This window comes from Magnetococcales bacterium (genome assembly GCA_015231175.1).
Classification (GTDB): Bacteria; Pseudomonadota; Magnetococcia; order Magnetococcales; family DC0425bin3; genus HA3dbin3.
In genome coordinates this window covers 7,871-21,104 of record JADGBZ010000022.1, presented here as the reverse complement: position 1 = coordinate 21,104, position 13,234 = coordinate 7,871, and the positions used below count along the sequence as shown (strand labels likewise).

Sequence of the window (13,234 nt, the reverse complement as noted above, 5' to 3'; positions counted from 1 at the left end):
CTCATTTGGTCGTCGTCACGATCCATACTGGATTTTCCCCCGCCAGCCGGTGCATGGCGCCGATGGGTCTGGTGCGGGAGAGTTGCAACTGGATCATCTCCCAGGGTGCGCCGAGTCGATCCATGGTGTTGGTGGCGGTGTGGAGATTTTCCAGGGTGGCAAAATTCATGACCATGTGGCCATCGGGTCGCAGACGTTGCCAGCACAAGGAAATGAGTTCCGTCAGGACTCCCCCTGAACCACCGATGAAGATGGCATCGGGATCGGGCCATGCGTCCAGGCCGTCCGGTGCCTTGGCGTGCCGTAAAAAGTGGTTGGTCACCCCCAATTGCTGGCGATTTTCCTGGATCATGCGGATGCATTCGGGATGCATCTCCACGGCGTGGACGGCTCCCAGAGGGGCAAGACGGGCAGCCTCCAGGCCGACGCTGCCGGAACCGGCGCCGATATCCCAGACCTGGCTGTGGGGTTGCAGACCAAGGTGCGCCAGAACGACGACGCGAATCTCCCGGCGGGTGATCAGTCCGCGATCCGGAGTGCGTTTTTGGAAAACGGCGTCGGAGATGCCCAGGATGGGCGCCTCCAGGGTGGCCGGGGCGATTTGACCGGACGGAGAACGGCGCAGCACCACGACATGGGGATCGGCAAAAGATTTGGTTTGGGCCATGGAGGGTGGCATCCAGTGGGTGATGCTTTCATCAGGGTGGCCCAGACGTTGGGCCACGGCCATTTCCCAGGTGAGGTCCAACCTCAAGGTCACGAGCATGTCGGCGATGCGCGCCGGGGTGTTGGCGGGACTGGTCAGGAGGGTGATCGGGGCTGCTTGCAGCAGGGCCCGGCGCAAAGGAAAGAGCGCATGTTCCGGTCCGGAGTCGCGACGCCAAACGCCTGAATCCTTGGCATGCACCGAGAGTCGCACGGCGTCACCCCAGGCGAGGCCCAAAAGTTCACACGCCCGTTGCAGGGTTGAGACGTTGCCCAAAATGTGGCAGGTGTTGGCCGGCAAGTGGCGCAGCAGGTACCCTCCCACGCCAAAACAGAGGGGATCACCGGTGGCCAGAACGACCACCTGCCGATTTTGCGCCTGGGCCTGTTGGATCCAGCCGGGGAGTTCGGCGAGCCTGCCGTTCAGGGAGCGTTGTTCGGCTTCGGGAGGGGCCAGGTGGGCGAACAGGTCAAGAAAACGTGAGTCGGCGATGAGCAACTCGGCCTGGCCCAGGATGCGGACGGCGGCGGGGGTCAAATAGTCCGGCCCGGCATCGAGCACCCCCAGTATCCAGCAGGTGCCGGTCATGGGGTGGGCGCCTTGATGTGCGCCAGCAGCAGGCCTTCGGCATCGAAAGCCAACACCTCCAGCCGGGTGGATGGGGGAAGACGCTGATACAGGGCCGTGATCACATCGGAGACCAATCTCTGGTAGAAGACTGGGGTCAGACCTTTTTTGGCCAGGATGTCGGCGGCGTGGCGGACGGTGATGCCGGTGCGGATCTGTTCCAGCTCGGCTGCTCCGGCGCCCACGGTGGCGGCAAGGTAGGCCACCCGTTCCATGTCGAGGGGCACCTTGTGGGCATGGGTGTTGGCCACGCCCTGGCCTATTTTGGCCAGTTTGCCCGCCATGGCGGCAACGATCACCTGGGGCATGCCTGTGGCGGCGACGCTCTCCAGGGCGGCGCCGACAAAATCACCCATCTGGATGAAGGCGCTCTCCGGCAGATCGACCAGAATGCCCCGGGCAAAACGTTCGGTACGGCGTCCGGTGGTCAGGACCACCGCAGGCAGGCCCATGGCGGCTGCGGCATGGACGGATTGGCGCACCGCCTCTTTGTAGGCCGCCGTGGAGTAGGGATAGACGATGCCGGTGGTGCCCAGGATGGATAACCCCCCTGTGATACCCAGGCGGGCGTTGAGGGTGCGGCGGGCCAACTCCTCGCCACCCGGAATGGAGAGGGTCACTTCCAGGCCGGCCTGTTCCAGGATGGTGCCGGCGGCGGCCCGAATGTTTTCCAGAATATTGGCCCGGGGAGTGGGGTTGATGGCTGGTTCTCCGACCGGGGTGCCGAGACCGGGGCGGGTGACCACGCCGACCCCTTCACCGCCCCGCAGCATGACGGCGCCGATCGGATCGGGGAGGCGTTGGACCACGGCAGTCAAGCGGGCGCCATGGGTGCAGTCGGGATCATCGCCGGCATCTTTGATGACCACGCAGCGGGCGGTGGTGGGGGTGCAGGAACCTTCGGCCACGGCGAAGGTAACCACCGCGCCGTTGGGCAGCAACACCGCCACTTGTTGCGGGACAGTGCCGTTGCGCAGACTGGTGATGGCAGCCCGGGCGGCGGCGGCGGCACAAGCGCCGGTGGTAAAGCCGGTGCGTTTGCCGCGTTGGGGTGATTCGCCCCGCTTCATGTCAGGTGGCAGCCAGGTCGAGCAGGGCGTGCAGGGCGGCCACAGCCAGCGGCGATCCTCCCTTGGTGCCGGTGATGGTGATCCAGGGGATTTGGGTGGTGGCGGCCAGGGCAGCCTTGGACTCGGCTGCCGAGATAAACCCCACCGGCACCCCCACCACCAGGGCCGGGCGCACCCCTTCGACCTCGATCAGGCGCAACAACTCCAACAGGGCCGTCGGAGCGTTGCCGATGGCGATGACCCCGCCGCTCAGGAGATCCAGGCGCCATGCCTTGCGCATGGCCTCCGTGGCGCGGGTTGTGCCGTTGGTTTGGGCAGCGGCGATAACATCGGCATCGGCGATGAATTGTTGCGGGCGAAGACCAAATGGTTGCAGGCGTCGCGGGGTCAGGCCGGAGCGGATCATCTCCACATCCACCACCAGCGGAGCTCCGGCCCGCAAGGCCGCCACGCCGGCGGTGATGGCCTCGGGATGAAAACAGGTCAGGCCGTTGAAGGCAAAATCGCCGCTGGTGTGGATAAGCCGCCGCACCAGGGGCCATTGGGCGGCAGCGTAGCAGGTGTGATCACCGGCGTGGGCGTCGATGTATTGGAAGGAGGCCGATTCAATGGCGGCGCCCTGGGCCACCAGAGGTGGGGCAGAAGAGGATGCAGTCATGGGAGTTCCAGAAAAAGGATTAAAAGACTGGGATGGAGATCCAGGAGGAAAGGCTGTGCCCTTCCTCCTGGCGGGGTCCGGGGCGAAACCCTGACCAAGGCTTTCATATCAAGAAAGGGCGACGCATTGGGGTCCAAGGGGCTGGCTCCCTGGCGGGTCCAGGGCAGCGCCCTGGTAGGGTTCGGGACGAAACCCTGACCAAGGCTTTCATGTCCAGACCATTCCTTGGAAGAGTACCGGATCGTTTCTATTCAAAAACCTTCGGATTAGGCATATATTTCTTGGGATCGATGCCCCATTTGGTGTGTTCTTCGCAGCCGACGATGGAGAGACCGTTGGAAACGTCCTTGTGGTGCATCAGGTTGATTTCGATCGGCTCGACCTTTTTTTTGATCTTGGCGTTGGCCATGACCTTGACGACCGGGTGATACTGGCTCTCCGCGTTGGAGCAGACCACGACCGCCAGATGGTCATTGCTCAGGCGGACCAACGAGCCGATGGGATAGATACCGACGCATTTGACAAATTTGTGGTACAGCTCGGCGCTGAAGTGGTATTTGCTCCACTCCAGCATGCGCTTCAGGGCGGTGTGCGGCACATTGCCTTTATGGTAGACCCGATCGGAGGTGATGGCGTCATAGACATCACAGATGGCCGCCATCTGGCCGAAGGTGTTGATTTTATCCCCCTTGAGCCCTTCAGGGTAGCCGCTGCCGTCATAACGTTCGTGGTGCTGGTAGGCCACGCTCATGCTGACTTCGCTGATCCCGGGGCAACGTTCCAGAATGCGGCGACTGTGGGTGACATGCATCTTCATGATTTTGAACTCTTCATCCGTCAACTTGCCGGGTTTGTTGAGGATGCCGGGCGGGGTTTTCATCTTGCCGATATCGTGGAGCACGGCGCCCACACCGACATCGACCAGATCTTGTGAGGTAATGCCCAGAGCTTGACAGAATGAAAGCATGAAGACACCCACATTGACCGAATGCATGAAGGTGTACTCATCCTTTTTTTTGATCAGGCTGAGGCTGAGGATGGCGTCTTGGTTACGAAACATGGATTCGGCCATCTCCTCCACCATGCTGCGCATGGGGCCCAGCTCGACCTGCTTACCCATGCGGGCATCTTCGAGGACATTGCCCACCAGTTGCCGGGCGCGAGTCTTGACTTCGGCGGCGCGATTCAACTCCTGGGTAAACGTTGGACCACTCTCGGCCGTGCCGTCATCATCGTCGTCATCTCCCAGGGCCAAGAGCTGGGCAGCCAACTCCTCCTCCACTCTGGCACGATCCCGGGAACCGGCCACGTCCTCCCCCTTGTCCGTGTCGATATCAAGTTCACGGATACCGTGGTCGATGATCTCCCTGACCTCGGTTTCGGTCCGGATCAGACGGGGTTGGGTGGGAAAACGAGGATTCCCGCCACCACAGCAGGGGTCTTTCCAGCTGTGGTTGAAATCGTGGACATACATGCCTGGGTGCAGGGAGGTGACGGGTATTTTTTTGATCATGGTTGTCGATCTCTTTGATTCCAGCGGCTCCGTGCATCCATTCCGAGCCGGAAGATGGCGCAGATAGCGCCTGAAAGATGTATCAGCGTCGTGACAGCCAAGCGATATCGGGGAGAAGGCCAAATGTTCGGCATATTCGGGCGGAACCACCCGAACTCCGCCCATGATACCCGCACATCCCACCATTTGGAATCCATTTTAGCGACAATCCGAGGTCATTGCAGGTAAAACGGCGTGCCGCTGACCCATTTTTTGAAAGGCTCAACAGGGATTCCGGTGCTTATCGCATCAGGAGATCCAACAGGGAATGCAGTACCCGCTTGCCCCGCATTCTCACGTTATGGATAAACTCGAAAAACCCCAAATATATCGGTAACTTCTCCTGTGATATGCTCCGATGTGGCCTGAGCCGTGAACGCAACAGAGACCAAAAACCTTCCGGTTCTGGCAGCATCTGACAACGGTTGCAGGCCAGGGATTCCACACTATGGAGCAAGGTCTGGAAGCTGTGCAGGGTGAGGCCGCGCAGGCAAGCTTACCTCGGCCAAACAAAAACGGCCACTCAGTAAGTGGCCATAACTCCCTACTTTATCTGGTAGCGAGGGGGGGACTTGAACCCCCGACCTCCGGATTATGAATCCGTTGCTCTGACCAGCTGAGCTACCCCGCCACACCGCCAGCGCAGGTGATTCTACCTGCAACCCCGGAAGAGTCAACCCTCGGAATCCTTTTGTGCCATTTCTCCACTGCCTTCCCACTTTTTGATCAAGGGCACAGCCAGGCCCGACTCTGCCAAGGTTGCACTCATCTCTTTGGCGTCCTTTTCGGTTTTATAGGGTCCGAGGATCACCTTATAAAATTTCAGGGCATCTTCCACTTTGATGACGCGCAAGGGCCTCACACCCAATTTTTCAGCATGGCCCATGCTGTCGATGGCACCGCCAAGCTGGACATCCCGGCTGATCGAAATGATGTACCCTTCCCAGGTGTTATCGGTCTTGGCCATGATGCCCGCCGAACGCAACTTGATCTCCGCCTCTTTGGCTTCCGCAAAAACCCGATAGGGACCGGCCTGCACGTTGTTGACCAACACCATATCCGTCTGATGCAAAGTGCGGGGACGCAACCCCCTGGTTTGCAAACGCGCCGACAGACTGTCAGCGCCCTTGCGCAGGGAGAAGCTGCCAGCCTGTACGTAGTAGCCGCTGCCATCCGGGGCAGTACCGACAGCCGCAACGGGTTCCGGAGCGGCAGCCACCGCAGGGGTGGAAGTCGGCTTTTTGGTTTCGGGATGGGCGACAACGGGCTTGGATACGGCGTGCAACTGGGCCGCAGGCGGCTTTTCGACGACTTTTTCCTTCTTTTGGTGCGTCTCGGCAGCAGGGGAGTGCTCCTGCTTGGTATCCTTGCCAGCCATCTCAGCCGATTTGACCTGGAGAGGAAGCACCTTGCCCGTCATGAGCGGACCGGTCCAGAGTTTCACTTCCGGTTGTTTCAGGGAAACCAGGAGCAGGTAAAGATTCAGCAACGAGAGCAAAACCACCAAAGCCAAAGGTCCGAAACGAAGGACGACCGACGGCAGGCCAGAGGCGCCCGACTGGTCCATGGTGGCTGTCATGGCTCGCATCATGATACCCCCTACCGATTTCTTTCGTAGAGAATACGCAACCCGGTCAAGGTCAGAAACTCATCGACAATCTCGACACGGCGGCTGTTTTGGGCAATCAACCGCGCCAACCCCCCCGTCGCCAACACCCGCAACGGCTTGAAACCGGACTCTTCCTCCATGCGCTCGATCAATCCATCCACCAATCCGACATACCCCCAATAAAGACCGGACTGCATGGAACTGACCGTATCCCGGCCAATGACCACGGATGGCTGGGCCAACTCGATGCGGGGCAGTTTGGCGGTCCGTTCGAACAGGGCATCCATGGCCAGACCCAAACCCGGGGCTATCGCGCCACCCAGGTACTCCCCCTTGGGGCCTACCAGGTCGAAGGTGGTGGCCGTACCAAAATCCACCACCACGGCGGGTTGCTGCAACATGTGGAAGGCCGCCACCGCATTGACAACCCGATCCGCACCCACCTCCTTGGGGTTGTCGTAGCGGATGGAGATGCCTGTTTTCAAGCCTGGACCAACGATCAGCGGCGTCAACCCCAAATAGCGGCGCACGGCACGTACCAGGGCCGACTGCACCGGGGGGACCACGCTTGAGATGATCACCCCCTCCACGGCACTCCGATCCATGCCGGAAGAGCTGAACAGGTTAGCGATCAAGAAACCATACTCATCGCCGGTGCACTCCACCCGGGTGGAGACCCGCCAATGTCGAACCAGATCTTCCCGTTCGTACACACCCCAGACGATATGAGTATTTCCGACATCCACCACCAGCAACATGGTCCGCGCTCCACTCTTTCCCACAGGGTCCATATACCTGAAGTCTCTTCGACACTCCCTGACCACAACTCAAGCGTATATTTTATCGGATGAGGTGGCAGCCTCACACCATGGCCACATCACCTGCCACCACGCGGCGGATTGTCTGATCCTCATCGCATCTCACCAGGAGAAATCCGTCCGGGTCCATCTCCAGGGCCGTGCCGGTGAAGGTCTCCTTCAACAAGTGGACGGTGACCCGGCGATCCTGGATACGCGCCCTTTCCATCCAGGCCTCCCGCACCACGCCAAAACCCCTCTCCCGATAGCGCTGGTACCACTCCTGAAATCGACCCAAAAATCCAACCAGCAGATTCCGACGCAACGGAGGCGCGGGCGCCGCACCCCCCCCCGGCACACTGGACGCAGCGTAGACATCGGCCAAACCGATGGCGATATCACGCAACTCGGATGGAAGCGCCGCTGTCGTAAGATGAACATTCAAACCAACGCCGACCACAACATAGTGAACCCGGTCCATCTCGGCGCTCATCTCTGTCAGGATCCCGGCCAATTTGCGACCGCGCAACAACAAATCGTTGGGCCACTTGATGGTCGCCTCGGCAAATCCAGCCTCCTGCACCGCCTCGGCCAGCGCCAACCCTGCCAGAAGAGTCAACTGAAACGTCCGATTGGGACTCATGTCGGGACGCAACAGGCAGGAGAAATAGAGATTCATCCCCGGTGGGGAGTTCCAGCGCCGGCCCAGGCGACCCCGGCCATGGGTCTGGCTTTCCGCCACCACGACCGTGCCCTCCGGGGCTCCCTGTCGCGCCCGGGTGACGACCTCCTCGTTGCTCGATCCAACCTCCGCCAGATAGTGGTAGCGATCAGCCTGAAACAGGCCCTCCGGCAGCAGGGGAGCCACCGCTTCCCAGGTCAACACATCCGGTTCACGCACCAGGCGATACCCCATGCCACGTCTGGCCTCGACGACATACCCGTTCCGGTTGAGAGCCCGGATCCGCTTCCAGATGGCGGCCCGGGAGATGCCCAACCTCTCCCCCAAATTTTTTCCCGACAAGGAGGATCCACGCGCCAGGCGTAGAGCTGTCAAAAGTTCAGACATCGTCATCGATGAGCAGGGAGACATCCCGGCTGGTGGCGCTGCGCGTGATGGCGCCGACGGATATCAGATCGACCCCGGTTTCCGCCACGGCCCTCACCTTCTCCAGGGTCATGTTGCCGCTGGCTTCGACCAACGCCTGGCCTCTCACCAGTTGCACCGCCCTGGCGATGGTGGGCAGGTCCATGTTGTCAAGTAAAACGGCATGCACGCCCACATCCAGGCTCTCTTGCACCTGCTCCAAGGTTTCGCACTCCACCTGGATGCGCAGCAAATGGTGGACCGTGGCGCGCACCTGTTCCACAGCCGCCTTCAATCCACCGGCAAGGGCAATATGGTTTTCCTTGATGAGGACACCATCGTCAAGACCCATGCGATGGTTGTGACCACCGCCCACCCGAACGGCATACTTCTGCATCAGACGCAGACCCGGCACAGTCTTGCGGGTATCCACGATACGGGCATCGGTGCCCGACACACGTTCGACATATTGGCGGGTCAGCGTGGCGACGCCGGACAAATGTTGGAAAAAATTGAGCGCCACCCGCTCCCCGGTCAAAATGCCCCGGGCCGGTCCCTGAATCGTGCAGATGGTGTTGCCGGCCATGGCCCCAAACCCCTCCTGGATGGTGGGCAGCATGCGCACCCGGGGATCCACCAGTCGGAAGACCTCATCCATAACGGAGAGGCCACAAACGACGAGATCCTCGCGGGCCACCAGTTTGGCCTTGACCCCCTGCCCTGCTCCCAGGAGCGCATTGGTGGTCACATCACCCCGTCCCACGTCTTCGGCCAGGGCACTCCTGACGATGTCCAACCAGGGAAATGTCATTGTTCCCTCCTCAGGGCACGAATTCGTTCCAATGCTTCGGCCAACCCCTGGCGTTGCTCCTCCATGGTACGCTGTTTGTGACGTTCCTTGTCGATGATGTCGGGTTTGGCCTTGGCGAGAAAATTTTCATTCCCCAGTTTGCCAAGAACACGCTGGAGATCACCTTCCACCCTGCCGATGGCTTTTTCCAGGCGGGACTCTTCGGCGTCCAGGTCGATGATTCCGGCCAGAGGGATGAACAAACGCAATCCCTGAACGACACCAGTGGCACACCCTGTAGGCGCTGCATCCGTCAACACCCGCCACTCCGAGATCCGCGCCAAGGCGTGGATCACCTCTTGGTGCCGTTGCAGCAACGCCACCGCCCACGGCTCACCAGCGACCGCCACCGCCAATGGCTGCCCGGGGGAGAGATCCATCTCGGCGCGGATGGTGCGGACCGCCGTGATGAAAGCCATCACCCACCCCATCTCCTGCTCCGCTTCCGGATCCTGCCGCGCCGGATCCACCTCCGGCCAGGGAGCCAGCATGATGGTCTCGCCCAGACGCCCCACTCCGGGGGCCACTTTTTGCCACAACTCCTCGGTGATGAACGGCATCAATGGGTGGAGCAACCGCAAAGCGGTCTCCAACACATCCAGCATGGTGAAGCGAACAGCCAACCGATTCTCTTCTTCTGCATGGGCTCCATACAGAAGCGGCTTGACCAGTTCCAGATACCAATCGCAATAGTGACCCCACAAAAATTGATAGAGAGCATGGGCCGCATCGTTGATCCGATACTCCAGCAAGGCCCGTCCGGTGTCTCGAATCAAGTGCTGGAGGTGCGACGCGATCCAGCGATCAGCGACTGAAAACGGCAATCTCCTCTCGTCCGGAAGGCACGCCCGCCCGGCAGTGTTCATCAACACGAAGCGGCTGGCATTCCATAATTTGTTGCAAAAGTTTCGATACCCTTCGATGCGTCCCAGGTCAAATTTGACATCACGCCCCTGGGTGGCCAGGCTGGCCATGGTGAAGCGCAGAGCGTCGGTGCCGAAGGGGGGAATGCCCTGCGGAAAATCCTGTCGGGTAGCCGCCTCGATCTTTTTGGCCAAATGGGGCTGCATCATGTCACGGGTCCGTTTGGTCACCAGATCTTCCAGGCCAATGCCGTCGATCAGATCCAGCGGATCCAGGATGTTGCCTTTGGATTTGCTCATTTTCTGACCTTCTCCGTCACGGATCAGGCCATGAATATACACCTCATGGAACGGCACATCCCCCGCAAACTTGAGTCCCATCATGATCATCCGGGCCACCCAGAAGAAAATGATGTCAAATCCGGTCACCAACACCTGGGTTGGATAAAACCGCGCCAGCTCCGGTGTCCGTTCCGGCCAGCCAAGGGTCGAAAAGGGCCATAACGCCGAGGAGAACCAGGTGTCAAGAACGTCCGGATCCTGGGTCAGAGGACTGGGTTCGCCGTAGTGGTGCGCCGCCGCAGCGTTCACCTCTTCCTCGCTGCGACCAACAAAAATCCGGCCATCCGGGCCATACCACGCCGGAATGCGATGACCCCACCAGATTTGTCGGGAGATGCACCAATCCTGGATGTTGCGCATCCACTCGAAGTAGGTCTTTTCCCAGTTGGCCGGCACAAAACGGACACGGCCTGTCTCCACCACGCGGATCGCCTCCTCCGCCAAGGGAGCGCTTTTCACAAACCATTGATCGGTCAGATAGGGCTCCACCACCGCCTTGCTCCGGTCGCCACGCGGGACCATCAGCCGATGGGGTTCCACCTTCGCCAACAGGCCCTGCGCCTCCAGGTCCGCCACCACCCGGGTACGGGCCACAAACCGATCCAACCCCCGATAAGCCGGGGGCACCGCATCATTGAGCGTCGCGTGGTCGGTCAGAATGTTGATTTTTTCCAAACCATGCCGCTCACCCATGGCATAGTCATTGAAGTCATGGGCCGGCGTAATCTTGACGCACCCGGTGCCAAACGCCGGGTCCACGTAGGCATCGGCAATGATGGGAATTTCCCTCTCGACCAGGGGGAGACGCACCTTCCGGCCAACCCAATGCTGATATCGGGTATCCTCAGGATGAACGGCCACCGCCGTATCGCCCAGCATGGTCTCTGGCCGGGTGGTCGCAACCACCAGATGACCGGAACCATCCGCCAGGGGATAACGCATATGCCACAGGTGACCATCCTCCTCCTCGGCAACCACTTCCAGATCCGAAACAGCTGTCAGCAGCACCGGATCCCAGTTGACGAGGCGCTTGCCGCGATAGATCAATCCCTCTTCATAAAGCCGGACAAACACCTCGGTGACGGCGCGGGAGAGCCCCGGGTCCATGGTGAAACGTTCCCGCGACCAATCGCAGGATGCACCCAGCCGCCGCAGTTGGCGGACGATGGTCCCACCGGAGGTGTTGCGCCACTCCCAAACCCGGCGGATAAACTCCTCCCGGCCCAGATCGTCGCGGGTTTTTCCTTCGGCCTCCAATTGCCGTTCCACCACCATCTGGGTCGCTATGCCGGCGTGATCGGTCCCCGTCTGCCAGAGGGTTGCATCCCCCCGCATGCGATGATAACGGATCAGGGCATCCATGATGGTGTCCTGGAAGGCATGCCCCATGTGCAGGCTGCCGGTCACATTGGGCGGCGGGATCATGATGCAATACGCCTGCCTCCCCTCCTGCAAGCGCGGGGCAAAATATCCCCTGCCCTCCCACACCGCGTTCCAGTGCCGTTCCACACCAGCCGGTCCATAACTTTTCGACAGCTCTTCAGCCATGGTCACCCATCGTCATGATCTCAAATCTTGTCGGAAATCAAATTGACCTTCTTCGCCGGGATGCCCCCCATCACCCGGGGCGTTACGGAATCATCCCTCCCCGGAGGACTCTCCCCGGATTTGCCTGATCTCGTGGCGAATGGCCTCCTCCAACATGCCGGGCAGCATCTCTTCAAGCATGGTCCGGGCCAACTCCTCAACCAGGCGTTCCACCCGTTCCCCAAACGCTTCCCGCAACGCCGCCGGAGCAAGATCGGGGGAGGCGAGGGGCGCCCCCCCATCCGTCCTGCCACCCTGAACCGCTTCAGCCGAGGCCAGCTCATCCGGGGTCAAGGGGTTGTCCGCAACCAGTTGTTCCGGTACCTCGGGAGGATCCTCACCCGTCTGTGGAACCGCCGGAGTCTCTTCAGCCGAAGCCAGTTCATCCGGGGTCAAGGGGTTGTCCGCAACCATTTGTTCCGGTACCTCGGGAGGATCCTCACCCGTCTGTGGAACCGCCGGAGTCTCTTCAGCCGAGGCCAGTTCATCCGGGGTCAAGGGGTTGTCCGCAACCAGTTGTTCCGGCACATCGGGAGGATCCTCACCCGTCTGTGGAACCGCCGCAATCTCTTCAGCCGAGGCCAGTTCATCCTCGGTCAATGGCAGGTCATCCGCCAGGGTCTCGGGAACTGCGGGTCCATCCACCTCAATCGGCCCGTCAAGCGACAACAACGACAGGGCGTCATCCTCTTTTTCGTCATCGAGGTGATCCAGATCCATCCCATCCGCTGCGTCCACAGCCTCTTCAACCAACCCTTCGGTGTCATCTTTGACCAGCGCGGCTTCGTCCAACGCCACGACCGCCTCGTCACTCCCCGCAGCAAGGGCAGCCTCGTCCAGCTCTCCAGCACTCTCGGCGACCTCTGCGGCAAGGGCAGCCTCGTCCAGCTCTCCAGCACCCTCGGCGTCCTCTGCGGCAAGGGCAGCCTCGTCCAGCTCTCCGGCACCCTCGGCGCCCTCTGCGGCAAGGGCAGCCTCATCCAGCTCTCCAGCACTCTCGGCGCCCTCTGCGGCAGGTCCAGCAACCAGGGAGTCCAGTCCCAACTCAAGGGGTTCTTCTTCTGCGTCAGCCTCCACTTGCAACGACGGGGCATCCACCTCCGATGGCGATGCCTCCGGAGACAACTCCGCCGCCAAATCCTCCGTCCCCGGGAAGTCGATCTTCTCTTCCCCCAAATCCTCCGTTGCCAAGGCAACCTCGGCGGCCTGTGCATCGGCCTCGGGTACAACTTCGGCTGACAAATCCTCCGCCGCCAACAGCTCCTCAACACTGGCCAACGCATCCACCGCAAGGGAGACCTCGGCTGCAACCTCGGCTGACGGCTCCCCCGCAACCAACATTTCTTCCTCTTCCAGCAATACATCCCCTTCGGGCACCACTTCCGCTGCGGTCTCGGCAGGCAGCTCCTCCATGGCCAGAAGATCTTCTTCCCCTTCGGGCACCACTTCCGCTGCGGTCTCGGCAGGCAGCTCCTCCATGGCCAGA

At 60.9% G+C, this 13,234-nt stretch carries 10 protein-coding genes and 1 tRNA gene; all 11 read right to left on the bottom strand.

Going from position 1 to position 13,234, the window contains the following annotated elements:
• Position 1 precedes the first annotated feature (1 nt).
• Positions 2-1,294, bottom strand: coding sequence for a precorrin-6y C5,15-methyltransferase (decarboxylating) subunit CbiE (gene cbiE / locus HQL63_06905; GenBank protein ID MBF0176561.1), 1,293 nt, complete (start codon positions 1,292-1,294; stop codon positions 2-4).
• Positions 1,291-2,403 (bottom strand): cobalt-precorrin-5B (C(1))-methyltransferase, encoded by a 1,113-nt coding sequence (locus HQL63_06900; GenBank protein ID MBF0176560.1) that lies wholly within the window; start codon positions 2,401-2,403, stop codon positions 1,291-1,293. The genes cbiE and HQL63_06900 overlap by 4 nt, the downstream gene beginning before the upstream one ends.
• Before the next feature lies 1 nt (position 2,404).
• Positions 2,405-3,061 carry a precorrin-8X methylmutase gene (locus HQL63_06895; protein ID MBF0176559.1) on the bottom strand — a complete coding sequence of 219 codons (657 nt, stop codon included), beginning with the start codon at positions 3,059-3,061 and terminating at the stop codon, positions 2,405-2,407.
• Positions 3,062-3,308: 247 nt separating this feature from the next.
• Positions 3,309-4,574: an HD-GYP domain-containing protein gene (locus tag HQL63_06890; GenBank protein ID MBF0176558.1), complete on the bottom strand. Its 1,266-nt coding sequence runs from the start codon at positions 4,572-4,574 to the stop codon at positions 3,309-3,311.
• Between the two features lie 593 nt (positions 4,575-5,167).
• Positions 5,168-5,244, bottom strand: a tRNA-Met gene (locus HQL63_06885).
• Positions 5,245-5,286: 42 nt separating this feature from the next.
• Positions 5,287-6,204 (bottom strand): SPOR domain-containing protein, encoded by a 918-nt coding sequence (locus HQL63_06880; GenBank protein MBF0176557.1) that lies wholly within the window; start codon positions 6,202-6,204, stop codon positions 5,287-5,289.
• 8 nt (positions 6,205-6,212) lie between these two features.
• Positions 6,213-6,980 carry a type III pantothenate kinase gene (locus HQL63_06875; protein ID MBF0176556.1) on the bottom strand — a complete coding sequence of 256 codons (768 nt, stop codon included), beginning with the start codon at positions 6,978-6,980 and terminating at the stop codon, positions 6,213-6,215.
• 103 nt (positions 6,981-7,083) lie between these two features.
• Positions 7,084-8,088, bottom strand: coding sequence for a biotin--[acetyl-CoA-carboxylase] ligase (locus HQL63_06870; protein MBF0176555.1), 1,005 nt, complete (start codon positions 8,086-8,088; stop codon positions 7,084-7,086).
• Positions 8,081-8,917: a carboxylating nicotinate-nucleotide diphosphorylase gene (gene nadC, locus HQL63_06865; GenBank protein ID MBF0176554.1), complete on the bottom strand. Its 837-nt coding sequence runs from the start codon at positions 8,915-8,917 to the stop codon at positions 8,081-8,083. The genes HQL63_06870 and nadC overlap by 8 nt, the downstream gene beginning before the upstream one ends.
• A complete protein-coding gene (locus tag HQL63_06860) occupies positions 8,914-11,709 on the bottom strand; it encodes a valine--tRNA ligase (protein ID MBF0176553.1) in 2,796 nt (931 codons plus the stop codon). The genes nadC and HQL63_06860 overlap by 4 nt, the downstream gene beginning before the upstream one ends.
• 90 nt (positions 11,710-11,799) lie before the next feature.
• Positions 11,800-13,234: hypothetical protein (locus HQL63_06855; protein MBF0176552.1), on the bottom strand; the 1,435-nt coding region annotated here is incomplete at its 5' end.

What these genes read in the sequence shown, in the direction of transcription:
- HQL63_06860 (MBF0176553.1), bottom strand. Translation starts at nt 11,709, where the DNA reads ATGGCTGAAGAGCTGTCGAAAAGTTATGGACCGGCTGGTGTGGAACGG.
- HQL63_06900 (MBF0176560.1), bottom strand. Translation starts at nt 2,403, where the DNA reads ATGAAGCGGGGCGAATCACCCCAACGCGGCAAACGCACCGGCTTTACC.
- nadC (MBF0176554.1), bottom strand. Translation starts at nt 8,917, where the DNA reads ATGACATTTCCCTGGTTGGACATCGTCAGGAGTGCCCTGGCCGAAGAC.
- HQL63_06880 (MBF0176557.1), bottom strand. Translation starts at nt 6,204, where the DNA reads ATGATGCGAGCCATGACAGCCACCATGGACCAGTCGGGCGCCTCTGGC.
- HQL63_06895 (MBF0176559.1), bottom strand. Translation starts at nt 3,061, where the DNA reads ATGACTGCATCCTCTTCTGCCCCACCTCTGGTGGCCCAGGGCGCCGCC.
- HQL63_06870 (MBF0176555.1), bottom strand. Translation starts at nt 8,088, where the DNA reads ATGTCTGAACTTTTGACAGCTCTACGCCTGGCGCGTGGATCCTCCTTG.
- HQL63_06890 (MBF0176558.1), bottom strand. Translation starts at nt 4,574, where the DNA reads ATGATCAAAAAAATACCCGTCACCTCCCTGCACCCAGGCATGTATGTC.
- cbiE (MBF0176561.1), bottom strand. Translation starts at nt 1,294, where the DNA reads ATGACCGGCACCTGCTGGATACTGGGGGTGCTCGATGCCGGGCCGGAC.
- HQL63_06875 (MBF0176556.1), bottom strand. Translation starts at nt 6,980, where the DNA reads ATGTTGCTGGTGGTGGATGTCGGAAATACTCATATCGTCTGGGGTGTG.